Annotated in this window: 16 protein-coding genes and 1 pseudogene; 7 read left to right on the plus strand and 10 right to left on the minus strand. The window is 61.6% G+C overall.

Annotated elements, in window-relative coordinates:
* Positions 1-155: 155 nt before the first annotated feature.
* Positions 156-1,592 (plus strand): type I glutamate--ammonia ligase, encoded by a 1,437-nt coding sequence (glnA, locus tag G6N25_RS21990; RefSeq protein ID WP_083074057.1) that lies wholly within the window; start codon positions 156-158, stop codon positions 1,590-1,592.
* A 16-nt stretch (positions 1,593-1,608) separates the two neighbouring features.
* Here glnA and G6N25_RS21995 read toward each other — a convergent pair whose 3' ends face one another.
* Together G6N25_RS21995 and G6N25_RS22000 are read right to left on the minus strand one after the other, a co-directional pair.
* Positions 1,609-2,892 carry a type II toxin-antitoxin system HipA family toxin gene (locus G6N25_RS21995; protein WP_083074056.1) on the minus strand — a complete coding sequence of 428 codons (1,284 nt, stop codon included), beginning with the start codon at positions 2,890-2,892 and terminating at the stop codon, positions 1,609-1,611.
* Complete coding sequence (locus tag G6N25_RS22000; protein WP_083074055.1) at positions 2,873-3,226, minus strand: helix-turn-helix domain-containing protein; 354 nt, start codon at positions 3,224-3,226, stop codon at positions 2,873-2,875. The genes G6N25_RS21995 and G6N25_RS22000 overlap by 20 nt, the downstream gene beginning before the upstream one ends.
* A gap of 285 nt (positions 3,227-3,511) precedes the next feature.
* Here G6N25_RS22000 and G6N25_RS22005 point away from each other — a divergent pair, with 285 nt between their 5' ends.
* Genes G6N25_RS22005 through G6N25_RS22015 form a run of 3 tightly spaced genes read left to right on the plus strand, consistent with a single transcriptional unit; the run spans position 3,512 to position 4,511 of the window.
* Positions 3,512-3,784: a toxin HicA gene (locus G6N25_RS22005; protein ID WP_232065883.1), complete on the plus strand. Its 273-nt coding sequence runs from the start codon at positions 3,512-3,514 to the stop codon at positions 3,782-3,784.
* Positions 3,781-4,158, plus strand: coding sequence for a type II toxin-antitoxin system HicB family antitoxin (locus G6N25_RS22010; RefSeq protein WP_083074054.1), 378 nt, complete (start codon positions 3,781-3,783; stop codon positions 4,156-4,158). The genes G6N25_RS22005 and G6N25_RS22010 overlap by 4 nt, the downstream gene beginning before the upstream one ends.
* Positions 4,155-4,511, plus strand: a complete 357-nt coding sequence (locus G6N25_RS22015; RefSeq protein ID WP_083074053.1) for a DUF732 domain-containing protein — start codon at positions 4,155-4,157, stop codon at positions 4,509-4,511. The genes G6N25_RS22010 and G6N25_RS22015 overlap by 4 nt, the downstream gene beginning before the upstream one ends.
* Here the strand turns inward: G6N25_RS22015 and G6N25_RS22020 are convergent.
* The 4 genes from G6N25_RS22020 to G6N25_RS22035 all read right to left on the minus strand — a co-directional run bounded on the left by G6N25_RS22020 (position 4,503) and on the right by G6N25_RS22035 (position 8,947).
* A complete protein-coding gene (locus G6N25_RS22020; RefSeq protein WP_083074052.1) occupies positions 4,503-5,354 on the minus strand; it encodes a class I SAM-dependent methyltransferase in 852 nt (283 codons plus the stop codon). The genes G6N25_RS22015 and G6N25_RS22020 overlap by 9 nt on opposite strands.
* 100 nt (positions 5,355-5,454) lie before the next feature.
* Positions 5,455-7,233, minus strand: a complete 1,779-nt coding sequence (locus tag G6N25_RS22025) for an NAD-binding protein (RefSeq protein ID WP_083074051.1) — start codon at positions 7,231-7,233, stop codon at positions 5,455-5,457.
* A gap of 321 nt (positions 7,234-7,554) precedes the next feature.
* Positions 7,555-7,785, minus strand: a complete 231-nt coding sequence (locus tag G6N25_RS22030; RefSeq protein ID WP_142272627.1) for a hypothetical protein — start codon at positions 7,783-7,785, stop codon at positions 7,555-7,557.
* 343 nt (positions 7,786-8,128) lie between these two features.
* Positions 8,129-8,947 (minus strand): transglutaminase-like domain-containing protein, encoded by an 819-nt coding sequence (locus G6N25_RS22035; RefSeq protein ID WP_179961688.1) that lies wholly within the window; start codon positions 8,945-8,947, stop codon positions 8,129-8,131.
* 279 nt (positions 8,948-9,226) lie between these two features.
* Between G6N25_RS22035 and G6N25_RS22040 the strand changes: the two genes are divergently transcribed.
* The 3 genes and pseudogenes from G6N25_RS22040 to G6N25_RS22050 all read left to right on the plus strand — a co-directional run bounded on the left by G6N25_RS22040 (position 9,227) and on the right by G6N25_RS22050 (position 11,668).
* Complete coding sequence (locus G6N25_RS22040; RefSeq protein ID WP_083074050.1) at positions 9,227-9,670, plus strand: DUF5994 family protein; 444 nt, start codon at positions 9,227-9,229, stop codon at positions 9,668-9,670.
* Complete coding sequence (locus G6N25_RS22045) at positions 9,667-10,125, plus strand: DUF5994 family protein (protein WP_083074049.1); 459 nt, start codon at positions 9,667-9,669, stop codon at positions 10,123-10,125. Before G6N25_RS22040 ends, G6N25_RS22045 begins: the two co-directional genes overlap by 4 nt.
* A 294-nt stretch (positions 10,126-10,419) precedes the next feature.
* Positions 10,420-11,668: pseudogene (locus tag G6N25_RS22050) on the plus strand (fatty acid desaturase family protein).
* A 491-nt stretch (positions 11,669-12,159) separates the two neighbouring features.
* Here the strand turns inward: G6N25_RS22050 and G6N25_RS22055 are convergent.
* The 4 genes from G6N25_RS22055 to G6N25_RS22070 form a co-directional block, all read right to left on the minus strand.
* Positions 12,160-13,298 (minus strand): IS3 family transposase gene (locus G6N25_RS22055; RefSeq protein WP_142272626.1). Its coding sequence is split into 2 segments (ribosomal slippage): positions 12,160-13,028 and positions 13,028-13,298, totalling 1,140 coding nucleotides; the frame shifts between segments, so codons are not numbered across the junction.
* A gap of 178 nt (positions 13,299-13,476) precedes the next feature.
* On the minus strand, positions 13,477-14,232 hold the full coding sequence (locus G6N25_RS22060) for a prolipoprotein diacylglyceryl transferase (protein ID WP_083074048.1): 756 nt from the start codon (positions 14,230-14,232) through the stop codon (positions 13,477-13,479).
* Positions 14,233-14,554: 322 nt separating this feature from the next.
* The gene (locus G6N25_RS22065) at positions 14,555-14,869 is read right to left on the minus strand and encodes a hypothetical protein (RefSeq protein ID WP_142272625.1); all 315 of its coding nucleotides are present in this window, start codon (positions 14,867-14,869) and stop codon (positions 14,555-14,557) included.
* Between the two features lie 524 nt (positions 14,870-15,393).
* A complete protein-coding gene (locus tag G6N25_RS22070; RefSeq protein ID WP_232065885.1) occupies positions 15,394-15,714 on the minus strand; it encodes a CDGP domain-containing protein in 321 nt (106 codons plus the stop codon).
* Positions 15,715-15,735 lie beyond the last annotated feature (21 nt).

The following is a 15,735-nucleotide window of genomic DNA, read 5'->3' on the forward strand; positions in this document are numbered from 1 at the left end:
CGACAGCAGCGCGAAGAAGTGCGAGTGGCCAGCACGCTATCGTCGATTTCGCTTACCTGTCGGCCCGGATGCGGAAATTGGCATGGCGTGCGTGAATTGGAGTGCGGGCTGGGATCCGCCGTCAGCCCGCGGATAACCGAACAAGGGAGTATCCCGTGCCCGAAAAGACGCCCGACGATATCTTCAAACTCGCCAAGGACGAGAACATTGAGTACGTCGATGTCCGCTTCTGCGACCTGCCAGGCACCATGCAGCACTTCACAATTCCGATTTACGCCTTCGACAAGAACGTGTTCGAGGAAGGCCTGGCCTTCGACGGCTCCTCGATTCGCGGGTTCCAATCGATCCACGAATCCGACATGTTGCTGCTCCCCGATCCGGAAACCGCGACCATCGACCCGTTCCGGGCTCGAAAGACGCTGAACGTGAACTTCTTCGTGCACGACCCGTTCACCCTCGAGCCGTACTCGCGCGACCCACGCAACATCGCCCGCAAAGCCGAGAACTACTTGATCAGCTCCGGCATTGCGGACACCGCCTATTTCGGCCCAGAAGCCGAGTTCTACATCTTCGACTCGGTGGAATTCGACTCGAACATCAACGGCTCGTTCTACAAGGTGGATGCGACATCGGGATGGTGGAACACCGGCGAGCCGACCGAAAACGACGGAACTCCCAACCGCGGCTACAAGGTTCGTCCCAAAGGCGGCTACTTCCCGGTGGCCCCCACCGACCACTACGTCGATCTGCGCGATGAGATTCTCACCCACCTGACCAATGCCGGCTTCAGCTTGGAGAAGGGCCACCACGAAGTGGGCAGCGGCGGCCAGGCCGAAATCAATTACAAGTTCAACACATTGCTGCACGCGGCCGACGACCACCAGATGTACAAATACATCATCAAGCAAACCGCATGGCAGGCCGGCAAAACCGTGACGTTCATGCCCAAGCCGCTGTTCGGCGACAATGGTTCCGGTATGCACTGCCACCAGTCGCTGTGGAAGGACGGCGTCCCACTGATGTACGACGAGATGGGATACGCCGGCCTGTCGGACACCGCTCGCCACTACATCGGCGGACTGCTCTACCACGCGCCCTCATTGCTGGCCTTCACCAACCCGACAGTGAACTCCTATAAGCGGCTGGTTCCCGGCTATGAGGCCCCGATCAATCTGGTTTACAGCCAACGCAATCGCTCAGCGTGCGTGCGCATCCCGATCACCGGCCGCAACCCGAAGGCCAAGCGGCTGGAGTTCCGGTGCCCCGATTCGTCGGGCAATCCCTATCTTTCGTTCGCGGCCATGTTGATGGCCGGGCTGGACGGCATCAAGAACAAGATCGAGCCGCCTCCCCCGATCGATAAGGACCTCTACGAGCTGCCGCCAGAAGAGGCCGCGGAAATCCCGCAGGCTCCCACTCAGCTGTCCGCGGTAATCGACCGTCTCGAGGAAGACAGCGAATACCTCACCAAGGGAGGCGTTTTCACGCCGGACCTGATCGAGACGTGGATCAGCTACAAGCGCGACTACGAGATTGCGCCGTTCAACCTCCGGCCGACCCCGTACGAGTTCGCGCTCTATTACGACGTATAGGCCGGCAATCCTCGGATCAGTCCCCGGATGTATACCCGTAACCTGTGTATGGGTTGAGGATCTGCCTGTGCCACAGGAGGTTCCGCTGCGCTGCCGTCAGCCTGGCGAGGTCAGCTACTTCCGTCCAGTCGCGCTGGATGACCTCGATCTGTCCGTCAATGACCTCACGCGCCTGGGCGGTGGTCAGGCCATACACCGGGGCGGCGCGCAGGCAGGCTGCGAACGAGCTCTCGCGGGTGCCGTCGCGGTCGAAGGCCATCGCCTGTTCCGAGGTCTCGCCTGAGCGGATCTGCGGGCACAGGTCGTAGGCAGGGGTCAGTTCGAGGGCCTGACCGTTCCAGAACGCGGCGTGGTTGCGCGCGTGGTCATCGTTGTTGCCGATGGCCACGTTGAAGACGATCCGTTCGAACAGCCGGCGACCGACGTCGGCGTCGATCCCGTCGCGGCGCAGCACGTCCAGAAGATCCGGGTACGTGGCGTACCGTGCCTCCATCTCGTCGAGCCCGAGCATGGTCAGCCCGGACACCACGAGGCGTCGGCCGCCGCCGGGCGGTCGGTCGAATCGCTTGATCATGAGGACGTCTCGGTTAAGGGAGCTGGTGAGGAACGACGCCGTGGTGTCGATCCCGACCCGCCGGGCGAACTCGAGGGCCAGCGCCTCCGCGCCCACCACCGGATACGGGTCCGACGTCGAGGAGAACTTGGCGATGTGGCCCACGCCGTCGACGTCGATCAGCACCTTGGGTCGTGCGCCGCCGATGGAGGTGCCGCGCACGAGCGCTGCGCTCAGTTCGTCGGTCAGCGGGCGCCCCTCCTGCAGGGCATCGACGGCGGTGTGCAGCTCGTCGAGCGTCGCAGAGCTATCGCGCGGCACGTAGACGTCCGGGCTGGTCTGGAAGTCCAGGCCGCCGATCCGATTCGATCCCGATTCCAGGAAGTAGGTGATCTGGTCCGGGTCTCCGGGGTCGGCATCGCGTCCCTTCGCACTGTGGAGTCGTTCGAAAATGACGCGCTGGCCCCAGGAGTCAGGGCCGGCGTCGCGCAGCGCGGAGGCAATCGACATATTGGGGCTGGGACTCTGCCATCCGGCGCGCAGCGGCAGCTCCGGGGTGTAGAGGCTGATGGCGTCGGGGCGGTCGAGGTAGCTGCGTCCATAGCCGAACACGTACCGGCGATGGCGGCCGCGGCGCTGGAACTGCACCCGCCCGGCCACTACCGGCACGGTGTACCCCGGCAGCCAGACCCACACGAAGGCGCCGCGCGGGACGGGGATGTCGCGGTCAGAAGTCGAGGGCGTCATCGTCGCCGTCGGCTGTTGTCGATCGTGGCTGGTACTCGCGCGACGGGATCAGCGCGATCCGTTCCTCGCCGCGTCGGCGAAGTCGCGCCAGTTCGTCACCTTCGGCACCGAACAGTGGAACACCCAGCACCGACGCCGCGCTGAGCACCGTACCGATGGCCACCCCCGGTGCGCCCCGTTCGATGGCGGTGACGGTGCGAGGGCCCACGCCGATACGCATGCCCAGCTCCGCGGCCGTCCAGTTCTTCTCGTGCCGTGCGAGGCGGATCTGCGCGCCGAACACAGCAAGAGCGTCCCCGGCGGCACGAGTCGGGGCAACCACACGCTTTGCCATCACAACCTACCTTAAAACGTTATTAAATGCATAATAACTACATTTTATAGCTATAAAAAGGGTTTAGGTTCGTCCGACAAGCCGCAGCTTTGTCCCGGTGGCAGCAAAAAGGGTGTAGCGGAGCGTCGGGTACCGGGACCACTAATCGCCCGCCTGGCCAGGGTGGCGAGGTCGCGCCCGCCGCTACGCGTTTGGGGTGTGGGGTTTGGGGTGTGGAGTGTGGGACCGGCTTATCCGGCCATTGCTGGTCGACTAGTGCTAACACATACGTTAGCATGTTGGAGGGTGGATCCCTGTCGGCTGGCCAAGCTCGTGGCGGAAATGCGCGAGAACCAAACCAACGTCAACCCCAAAGATCTGCACGCCGTATGTGTTGAATATTTCGGTGGACCTCGCAAAGGGAGCGGTAGCCATGTCGCCATCTTCAAGATGCCGTGGCTAAACAACCCACGGGTCAATATCCAAACTGGCCGCGACAAAAGGGCCAAGCCTTACCAGGTCAAACAGGTGTTATCGGCAATCGACAAGCTAGAGAAAATAAGGGGTGAGAAAAAGTGAGCGATCTGCACTACACGTACCGCGTTGAGTGGTCGCCCGAGGACGACGAGTGGGTGGGCCTAGTGGCCGAATTCCCGTCGTTGTCGTGGCTTGACCCCAACCCCCTTGAGGCTATGCGCGGTATTCGCGATTTAGTCGAGGGTGTCGTCGACGATATGCGCGAAAGTGGGGAAATACCGCCGGCGCCTCTCGCTGACCGTCGATACAGCGGGAAGGTATTTGTACGCACATCACCCGAACTACATCGGCGACTTACCATCGAGGCGGCCGAGCAGGGCGTGTCCGTGAACCAGTGGGCTATGCAGAAGCTCGCCGAGCGTTCAACCGGCCCATCGCACGTGAGCGCCGCTACGTTGGCTAAGGAGGATGCATGATGCTAAGAGCCCTGGCGCTGATGGTCGTCGCCATAGGAGCCATAGGATTGGCCGCGCCGGCCTATGCGGACGCTACAGATGACGCATTCATAGCCAACCTGAGCACCTCCGGCATGAATTACGGCGCACCCGAGAAGGCAATCCAGGTCGCGAAGACCGTCGTCTGCGGCACCCTCAGCGACAATCCCAACACCAGCAACGCAGATCTGATCGCCAAGGTCACCAACGCCACCAACTGGCCAACGAATAATGCCGCCTACTTCACCGGAGCTGCCATCCAGGCTTATTGCCCCCAGTACGGCTCGACCTCTGTCGCTTCGCCAAAGCCGGGGGTTCGCCCAGCGTCAACGTGAGGAACTCTGCGCGACCGGCAGCCGGCCCCAGACAGCGACGGTGGTGATGCCGACGAGGAAGGTGGAATCGGCGGCGGCGATGTCGATGCAGCGTAGGTCGTCCTCGCTGGTGCCGGTCGCTGCGAATCCGGCTCGAAGGTTGGGCCAGCCCAGGCGCATCGCCTCGTAAGCAGGTTGACCGGGCTCCCCGGTGGCCGTAGAGACGTCAACGCCGAACGATTCCAGGCCGAGGGCAAGTACCAGCCCAGGCAGCTGCCGGCCGAAGAAACTGTTGACGATGCCCGCGGCTACCCACTGCTCATGCAGCGTGTGCAGGACTTCCGTTGCTCGGGCAGACTCTGCGGCACCGGCGAATTCGACGAGCCCCAAGTCGCCTTCTTCCACAACGAGCCAGCCGCCGGGCGCGAGGGACGCTGTCATCTTTTTCAGTGCAGCAACGGGGTCCGCGAGATGCATAAGGACGAAACGACAGTGCACGAGGTCATAGGCCGCTGGCTCCAATTCCTCGTGTCTGATGTCATGTTGACGCACCTCGACATTGCCGGGGAGATTGCCCAGACGGTCGACGTTGACGTCAGTGGCCAACACTGATCCCGTCGGGCCCACCCGGGCCCCAAGCCAGCTAGCGATCGAACCTGCACCCGCCCCGACCTCCAGACAGCGCCATCCCGAGCCGACCCCGATGGCATCAAGATGACTGATAGTGGACGAATCACTGGCTTGTTGCAAGTTGCGCAGCCGAGCGTTTTCGATTTCGACATCCGTCTCGACTGAATTCATCACATAGCTGTCATCCTCGGCGGTTCGCGCTCCGCGATTAACCGAGGGTTGGGGATCAGACATTCATGCTCCGTTCTGCCCACCGCACAAACGAGGACGGCGATCGCCGACACCGTTGCCAACATCATCGCAGCCGCTGGACGGTGGTGGGTTTTCCGTTCCGTTAAGCCTCCGGGTCCGGCGCCCATCGCGGTGGGCGTACCTCCGGCCTGCGCGCCGATCGCGCGGCCGCAAGTGTCAACGCCCGCTCACCGTTGATCGTGGTCTGCGGTGGAGGCTGGCCCTTGCGCAGCGTCGCGATCAGCTCGCGGTAGGGGCCGATGAGGTAGACGGTGTCACCGGCTTTCAATCGGGCGTCACGACGGGGCCGCAGCCTGATCGGCCCTTCCGGTCGAGTGATCGCGATGACGCGCGTCTGGGTGGACAGTTCCATCATTCGCAGTCCATCGAGCTCGCTGCCCGCCGCCACGAGCATTCCGCCGACCATGAAAGAGCGCTGCCCGACCCAAAACGTTCCCAGCACTTGCAGACCCATCGCCGCGCCGATGAACCAGGGAGCGGCCAGGTCGACGATCGACCGCACGTTTTCGAAACCGAACCGCCGATTCACCGCGGTGCTCAGCGCGCGGCCTTGAACGCGCATGACGATCGGCACCTTGGTGTCGGGTCCCAAGATCTCCAGCAAGACGATCCCGGTCTCGATGTTCTCCATGTCGTCCTGGGCCACCACCGCCACACCGCGGGCGCGATCGACGTGCGCCGATTCCAGGGTCTGGCGCATGGTCGGATCGCCGAAAATCACCGGCACATCGAGTTCGGCCACGGTCGACAGGAAGCGGTTGTTCTCGTCGGGCTCGATGACGAGGACGTCGTATCCGGCAGCGGTCAGATCGCTGACGACGCGGACGCCGATCGAGCCCAGTCCAACAACGACGACGTGATTGCGCATATGGCGTGCCCGTAAGAGTCCGGCCGTTTGGACGAAGCGGCGCGACAGCAGCAGGTCCGCAAGGAATGCGACGAGGATGGCGGTGACGGTCACGCCGCCGAACATCAACCCGACGGCGAACAGTCGCAGCGACGTGGATTGTTGGGCGAAGCTGAAATCGCCATAGCCCACGGTGGTGATCGTCTCGGAGGCAAAGTACAGGGCGTCGATCCATGACATACGGGGGTTGTGGTAGTTGAAGCGCACCACGACCGTCGCACCGAGTGTGAGAAGTAGCGCAAATGCCAATGAGGGCAACAGCATTGGGTTCACGTCGTCTCGCATGGCGCGCGCGGCATCGATGGCGCGGCGCACCCTGGAGTGGCGAGAGCGGGTCGTGGTCGGAGGAGGCACGCGGATCCCGCGGGCTTCCAATTCGTCTTTGACGCCGATCATCGAGGTCCAGTCGCCGGTGTAGACCCGCTGATCCCGTCCCGGACATGGGACAACCTCGCCGGGGTTAGGTGAGTTCTTGCCATGGACTACCACCACCGGTGCCAGGTCGGCGTAGATCTCGCGCAAAGTCGCGTCATACGGGGCCTCGGATCCCCAGACAACGAATTCGATTCCTGCCGTTTCGAACTGGTGCGCGTTACGCGACAGAACCGCCTCGACGATGGATGGGGTTGCGAGGTCGGCGACGTCGAGGATGGCGCCGGGGCCGTTGACGGCGGCTACCGCTCCGCGCAGCACATCGTTGGCCAGGCGCGCCACGACTCTGACGTCAGGACTGAATTCCCTTGCCAATAATGCAATTTCGAGATTTACTGCGTCGTTGGGCCCAGCGCAGACGACGGCGCGGGCGCGATGTATCCCGGCGCCGAGGAGATCGGCGGCAGTGGTGATCTTGATGATCCGCGCGCCAGCGCCTCTTAGCTCCTCGGCGATCGTCTTCGACAGCGCGTCGTCACCGCTGACGATGATTTCGCGATGAAATTGAAAGATCTCGCCCATTTCGCCGGGGTCATTTCATTCGCTTGTTGCCGAGGCCAATTGCGATTGCGACTGCGACACTCCATCATTCGGCTGTGGCTTTGTGTTGCGCGGCATGAATACTCCGACCTCTGTTGGCGCTTGCGTTCGTTGGTTCATATGACTATCGGGCACAATGCCGGAAAGTGCCACCGGAGGAGCCCGGATGATCGAAAGTCAACACCGGTGTCCCACAAGCGGAATCGCCTTATGAGGCGCAACAGGTTCGACTTGAGTTCGTCACGCAGACGAAATAGTTGAGGCGTAAGATTCTGCGGCTGATGGCGATTCGGTACGCCTGCCCTAGCCTCTCCACGGTTCCAGGGGATTGCTAGGCACCACCTGATTCGGTGTGGGCTGTCGGGGGTGCGAGCAACCACCCGACGCTCCGTAGATACCGACGAACATGAGCGCCAAACCGAGAGTCACCACGATAATCCCTAAGGCGATCTTGATCTGTTTCAGTTCATTCAGTTGCGCGGAATGGTCGGTTGTCGTGTTCTTCGCGAGCGCGGCTCCGTGCTGGATGGTCATCCGTTCACCGCACCTGGAGCAGTTGAACTGTTTACGCGTGCTGTCGGCTGAAATAGTAAGCCTCGCTGCACAATGCGAACACACGACAGACCTTGTGTCGTCGGTCATCAGCTGTCCGGGCTTTCTTGGGCATGACTCATTTTTCGATGTGATGGTCGGGGGTCAGCGGCGGGGATGCTGCCCTGGTCGATGTGAGGAGGACCCGTTTGATGGTCCAGTCGCTGTGCGGCTTGGGGTTGGTGGGTCGTGGTCCACTGTAGAGCTAGTTGTTGGGTGAGTTGGCCGTGGGCGGGGTGGGCAGGTCGGTGTTGATAGCTGCCGCGCCGGTGTTGGGCGTGGCTGCTTAGCTGATTGCGACGAGTTGGTCGATGGAGTCGATGGGGAGGTCACCGTCGACGATTGCTGTCACCGCCATTTTGTTGAGTGCGATGGCGCCGCGGTGGTTGTCGAGGAAGGCGATGTCGGCGGCGTCTCGGCCGGTGGCGATGCGTACTAAGGCTTGGCGGGGGGCCAGCAATGTTCCGTCGACAACCTGCCACCTGCCGTTGACAAATGCCTCGGCGACGGCGTGAAAGTCCATCGGGTACAGACCCGGCGCATACACCGACACCGCTCGGGCGGGCACTTTCACCGCTCGAAGTAACGCCACGACGAGATGCGCGAAGTCACGGCAGACCCCAGCGCCGGCGAGCAGTGTCTCCACGGCGCCATCGATGGGATCGCTGGAGCCGGGCACATACTTCAGCCGGGTGCCGACCCACAGCGACACCCGCTCCAATAGTGTTGTCGAATCCACATAACTGCCGAATTCGGTTGCAGCGAAACCGTATAACTTGTCGGCCTCCGCGTAGCGACTCGGGCGTAGATACATGGACAGGTCATGCTCGGTGACCGGCGCCGGGTCGGTGCGTCCCACGATCGTCGCGGCGTAATCGACGGCCAACTCGCCGGCCGGGGCCGCAAGTTTGTGGATGCGGTTGCCGTGCATGCCGCTGATCTCGACCGGATGTACCGGTTCTCCGTCTAATTTGAACGACAAGTGTTCGGAGAACCGGGTTTTCGGGTGCGGTGCGACCGCGATCTGGAATTCCAGTGTGGTGGGCTCGATGATCGTGACGTCGAGTTCTGCGCCCACCTCGCGGGTGAACTTTTCGGAGACCATCAGCGATTCCTCACCCGTTGAGACCGACAAATTGTTGTGCCGCATCAGCAAGGAACGCGATCGCAGGTGCGTGACGGACGGCCCTGGATCGACGCTACACCGTGCGCTGATCACGGCGCGGTTCGTGGTCTAAGGGTTCGGGGAAAAGCTGCGAGTGGCCATGATTCCAAAAATGGGTGTAGGGTCGGTGTTATCAGCGATATTTCGCACCAGCCATTTTGAGTTGAGTCGTCGCTTTTGAAATTTCTGGTCGATTCGCGGCCAAGACAGGAGCGTCGCGTGACGCTATTGCAGGATCACGGCTCAACCCGTTCAGATTCACACCCCGCCCCGCGGCTGCGTCTTAAACCCAAGGCTCCCGCCACCGGATACGTCGATGGGGCCTGGTGGCCCCGCAGCCATGAACTCGTCAACGAACTCCCCGACCTGTTAGCGGTGCTCTCGGTGCGACTCGGCGCCATCGGACGGGTCATCTACAACCTCAACGAATGGACGAAAACACCGCCGAAATTTTCAACAGGTGGCGTGGTGATACGACTCGACGGATACACCCGACAACCCGTTGACACCCTCGAAATCATCGGCCTCAACCGCAGCAAGATCTACCTGCTGGTGGTGCCCAGTGACGCCGATTCATCCCGCGCGCACCACGCCATGATGTCCGCCGCGACCCCAGATGATGCGTCAACCATCGTCGAACTACTACACCACAACCCGCGATGACCGCGACCTACATGCGGCAATGCAGGCAACCGTCAACAACACCGCACCCCAGACCGCGCTTGCGTCTCAAACCCAAGGCCCCCACCACCGGATATGTCGACGGAGCCTGGTGGCCGCACAGCGACATCCTCGCCGAGGAACTCTCCAATCTGCTGGCGGTCCTCACGGTCCGGCTCGGACCGATCGAACGAGTCATCTACAACCTCAGTGACTGGGCGAAAACACCGAACCAGGTTCAGCTCGGCGGCAGAACAGTTCAGCTCAGCGGATACACCGGGCAGCCACTCGACACAATCCAGGTCATCGGAACCAACGGCCCCAAACTCATCCTGCTCGTCATTCCACCAGAAACGGCTCACGACTCCGCCCACGACGCCATGAACTCAGCCGCAGCCCGTGACAACGCGGGCACCATAGAAGACCTGCTACGAGACATGATCGAAAACGACGGCTAAACGCGACAGAACTAAAACCATCGAACGGACGGGTCTGTCGGACCCTCTGAGCCAAATATATCGGCAGCGGACCTTATCTAGCACTTCCCCAGTCGCGCATCACTCGCTCCGTCGGGCACGTGACTTCTTTATGGTGCAGCAACTGCCTAATCGGGGTTTGCGAGGGACCGGCTTCACGCAGGCGACCCGGCTGAGCGATTTTCGAACCAATCACCTACATTGCCCGATCGAAGCGATTACCGACAGTCAGCAGATTCCAGCGACGACTGGGTCTGAGTAGGTAAGGAGAATCTAGTGGCCATCACCGATATTCAGGCTTTCGCCCATTTGGCCGACACCGATCTCGACAGGCTGGCGGCAGAGCTTGACGCTATCCGGTGCGACATCGAGAATTCCCGCGGCGAGCAGGACGCGCGCTATATCCGACGCACCATCTACGCGCAGCGTGTCCTTGAAGTGGCCGGCCGTCTGCTGTTGACGGGCAGCTCGAAACGCTGGGCCTGGTCGGCCGGGACAACAACCTTGGCGCTGGCCAAAATCATCGAGAACATGGAAATCGGTCACAATGTGATGCACGGCCAATGGGATTGGATGAACGATCCCGAGATCCACTCTGCGACGTGGGAATGGGACATGACTGCGGCGTCGAAGCATTGGATTCGCTCGCACAACTTTGAACATCACAAGTACACCAACATCGTCGGTGTTGACGACGACGTGGGCTATCACATCCTGCGCGTGACTCGGGACCAACCCTGGCAGTGGTTCAACATCGGCAACCTGCTATTCAGCACCATCCTCGCGCTCGGGTTCGAATGGGGAATCGGCACCCAGTCCATCGATTTCGAAAAAATCGTTAAACCCGGCCGTGAACGCGACATCACCCTGCAACAGATACGCGAATGGTCAGCCAAGGTTAGCAAGCAGGTGACCAAGGACTACATCGTGTTCCCCGCGCTCACTTCGCTCTCACCCGCCGCGACCTACGCATCGACCCTGAAAGCGAACGTGTTCGCCAATATTCTTCGTAACGTCTGGGCCAACGCCGTGATCTTCTGTGGGCATTTCCCAGACGGAGCAGAAAAATTCACGAAAACCGACATGCGCGACGAAACAAAAGGTCAATGGTATCTACGGCAGATGCTGGGCAGCGCCAACTTCGAGGGCGGACCGGTGCTGCGATTCATGAGCGGCAATCTCTGTCATCAGATCGAGCACCATCTCTACCCGGACTTACCCAGCAACCGGCTGCACGAAATCTCAACCCGAATCAGGCCAAGTCTGCAACGACTACGACTTGCCTTACACCACGGGTCCGTTCCTGCAGCAATACGGTAAAACATGGCGCACCATCGCCAAACTGTCACTGCCCGACCGCTACCTGCGCAACACAAGTGACAACGCCCCGGAAACTCGCAGTGAGCGCATGTTCGGCAAGAGCGAAATCTCTAACCCGGCCAGCGCCACGACCACTCAACCCCGGCGCGGCCTCAAGCACGCAATCGCAGCTGTACTGGCCCGGCGCGAACTACGAACCAGATAATGGTGAATCGAGCAGTTCACCGCTCAGAACTGAGCCATCGTGCTATTCGGGCCGAGAACCCAGCAGCGGGCACCGGCCGCAGTGGTTTGCTCCCACCGGCCATCAACGGGTAATTGCGCGTGCCGGCCTGTCCATTAGGGGATTGCGTTTCGGTCGCTGGTGAGGCGCCACTCGGCGACGCCCTCGGTTGCCGTTTAGCCGCGACGCCTCTAAAGATCTAAGCCGTGCCGGGTGGCACCGAGGCTGGCCAGATCCGCTGGCTGCGCGCCCAGTGCTGCGTGCGGGACTCGATTGCGCGGCTCAACGAATCTCTAGGGTGTAACGCTGAATCGCCCTGGTTTTGCCCGGCGCAGACCTTCCCCGCGGGGCGGCCCGACACCGAGGAAGGCAGCCCCTTCCTTTACGTCGACACCGCATCCACACGCGCCGGTATTACCGCGATCAACGCCAAGTCTTTGGCCACTGAGGAGAACCCCTTGATGGTCCCGTCGCTATGCGGCTTGGGGTTGGTGGGTCGTGGCCCACTGTAGGGCGAACTCGGTGGGGGTAAGTTCTCCGTGGGCGGAGTGGGGTCGGTTGGCGTTATAGTCGCGGCGCCAGTCTTCAATGATTACGCGGGCTTCCAGCAGCGAGTCGAAGCGCCATGAGTTGAGCAGTTCATCACGTAATCGGCCGTTGAACGACTCGACCCAAGCGTTCTGCCATGGCGAGCCTGGATCGATGAAAAGTGAACCGGCACTGTTGAATCGGCACCAGTCATGCACGGCGTGCGCCACGAACTCAGGACCGTTGTCGAAGCGCACGTAATGCGGCGCGCCGTGCTGGCGCGCCAGGCGATCCAAGACATCGACGACACCGTCGGCATCGATGTTGCGGTCGACCTCGATCGCCAGTGCCTTGCGGGTGAACTCGTCGATCACGTTCAACATCTTCAACGTGCGACCGTCGGCGGTGGTGTCGAATTGAAAGTCCATCGCCCAGATGACATTCGGACGAATCGGTGACATCGCACCCACGGCGACACCGATACCCGTCAGGCGCTTCTTCTTGCGCCGCTGGGGCACCCGCAGGCCCTCCTCACGCCACAGCCGGCGAATGCGCTTGTTGTTGACGCACCAGCCCCCTCGGCGCGCTATCTTGGCAGCCCGTCTCCACCCCCACCGTGGCCGGTCAGTGGAGAACCGGCGCAGCCAGGCACGCAACTCGGCCTCCTCGGCGGTGATCAAAGGCGGCACCAGACGCATCGTGGACCGGTGGATACCCACCACGGTGCAGGCTCGGCGTTGCGATACCCCGAACCGCTCACGCAACGCCGTGACGGCGCGGCGCTTGCGGTTCGGGGTCAGAAGTTTCCCGCCGAGAGATCCTTGAGCATGTCGATGTCCAAGGCCTGGTTAGCAACCAACTTCTTAAGCCGGGCGTTCTCGGCCTCAAGCTCTTTGAGCCGCTTCGCCTCGTTGGCCTTCATCCCGCCGTACTGGGCAAGCCAGCGATGCCATGTCGATTCGGCCACCTCCAGGTGCCGGCACACCTCGCCCAATTCCTGGCCGGCACCGAGGAGCTTGTTGCCCTCTGCGAGCTTGCGGATGATCTGATCCGGCGTATGCCGCCGGCGCTTGTTCGATGCCATGTCGCTGTCGATTCTTCCTGCCCAAACACTCGGGCAACAGAGCCGCACAACGACTGGACCACTACGACGGGCTCACCTCAGATGACCCGGCACTGTTGCCCGCCCGGCGAATAGTTACCGGGTACGTGGCAGGCCTCCGTGTAGGCCAGGAGGCGGACCGGCCTCTCGTGCCGGCGTGTTACCGCAATTTCAGTGCAAACGCAGCGATTGATGCCACCGCCAAAATCGCCGAAAACGCCATGTTGATACGTGTCGACAGCGCGGCGGCAGCGGCGTCCGCGCGGAGCGGCTCCAGACCGAGACGACAGATTCCGTAGGCAGCGGCGGAGCCGAAAAACAACAATCCCGGACGACCGGACGTCCCGTGCGACGACAGTCCGACAGCCAAAATCAGTGCCAACCAACCGGCCTCGAAGAGCTGTGTGGGATAGCGGCGCTTCCATTCGCCGCGGTGATCCGGCAGCCACAAGCCCAGCGGCCCACGCGTCTCCCGTCCGGAACAGCAGCCGTTGATCAGGCAACCGATGCGGGTGGCGGCCAGCCCGACCAAAAAGACGATGGCCGCACCGTCGAGGAATCGCCAGAACTCCAAACCCATGAGGCGCAGCACCGGCCAACAGACCGCGAAGCTCAGCGCCACGCCGCCGTAAAGTCCGGCGCCGATCTCTTGTATGCCGGCGCGGTCGGCAAGAACTTCCGGGTGCCCAACGAGGTACCAGATGCGGGAGCCGATCAGAGCACACACGAGGAGGATGAGAGCGGATACCGCGAAGCGCTTGTGATCGAGGCCCGACACGTACGCACCGCATACAACCCCGACCGCAAAGCCCACGTACAACATGACCGCGTAGCTCGGAATGCGAAGCCTTCCGACGCGGAACAGATATCGTCGACCTAACCAGCGCGATGAACGCTGTGACTCCGGGGTAGCCATGCCAACCCGATTGCGTCATCGTCAGGAGCGGCAGTAGATGCCACCATCCCCTGCGGGACAAGTCTGAGGTCCCTGCGTGGCCGAAGCGCATCCCAGTGGGAACAGTGTGGCGGCCAGTATCGCGAGCACGATCTTGCCCGTCCGGATTGTGTTGCTGGTCTTCGCGTTCATTGATGTCGCCTCTCATGTGTCGGTAAATACTTGAATCGCTATTTCTATGGAGTTCTATGGAGTCGAATAGTTTCGTTGGTCATCAGCGGTTCGGGCTTTCTTGGGCATGGCTCATTTTTCGATGTGATGGTCGGGAGTCAGGCATATCGCGTCAGCGCCCGGTCAACTCGTTGGGATCAAACCAGCTAGGTCTGAACCCAGCGTGGAAGCAGGCGGCCAGAGCCTCGGTGAACGAGGTGACCAGCGGCGAGAGTTGCCGGTCAGGTCCCGAAAGAGGCAGTCCATTGGCGATAGCCGCATAGTGGTCGGCAAGTTCACTTGAATCGCGGGCAAGTTTGTTCAACGCCAGTCGCACATCGGGACTCGCTGCATCGATAGCTTTTGAACCGTCTGTTTGCCCGGAGGGTGCACCGACCGTTGAAAGCGTGCGTAGCTGTCCGCTAAGAGTGAGCGGGCTGATGTTCATGTCACCTCCGGCAAGCAAGAGGTGTCGATACGTCTTGTAAAAACCTTCACCGCGGTCCTCAAGTCCGTTAGGTGAGCCACAAACCTCCCTATCCTCAGGCGATGCTTGAGCGGTTGTCATTGAACTCGTCGGCACAACCGTTGTCGTTGCACCTGCCGTTCCGGTGACGCTTATGGCTGTAGTCGTAGTGTTTCCCGGTTTCGATGGTTGACTGTCTGAGCAGCCAGCCACCAAGGCGTAGGTGCCGACGGCCGCGAGAGCGACACCAAGAACTCCTGCGAGAATCTTCCCGACCAATTTCCATTGAGCGGAATGGTCGTCCGACGCGCTGTTGGAATCGTCGGTTGCCGTGTTCTTCGCGAGTGCGACCCCGAGCTGGATGGTCGTCCGTTCACTGCACTTGGGGCACGTGAACTGTTTCCGCGTGCTCTCGGCTGGGATCGTGAGCCTCGCTGCACAATGCGAACACACGACGGGCCTCTTGTCGTTGGTCATCAGCGGTCCGGGCTTATTTGGGCCATGGCTCATTTGTCGATGTGATGGTCCGGACTCAGTGGCGGGATACTGCCAAGATCAATAACCCTGCATTGCTGGCCGCCCGGTGCGTAGAAACCCCCGCCATAACCCGGGTTGTAGGTCGGCTGCCAACTTGCGCAGCGCTGCCAAGTACCGTCGGGACGAATCGGGCCGTCGCAGATCATGACCGTATTGAGAAAACCCCCGTTCTCGCACCCAGGCATCGGGTCACCGGGGTAGGCAGTAGCGACGGGGGCGACCGACAGCGCGCAGACGACCGCCGTCGTCACCGCTGCTAACGCCGTCACGCAGCGCAGCGTCATCGTCATGGTGCTGTCCTTCCGTGATTG

Origin of the sequence: Mycobacterium heidelbergense, assembly GCF_010730745.1 — a bacterium.
In the GTDB taxonomy this organism is placed as follows: Bacteria; Actinomycetota; Actinomycetes; order Mycobacteriales; family Mycobacteriaceae; genus Mycobacterium; species Mycobacterium heidelbergense.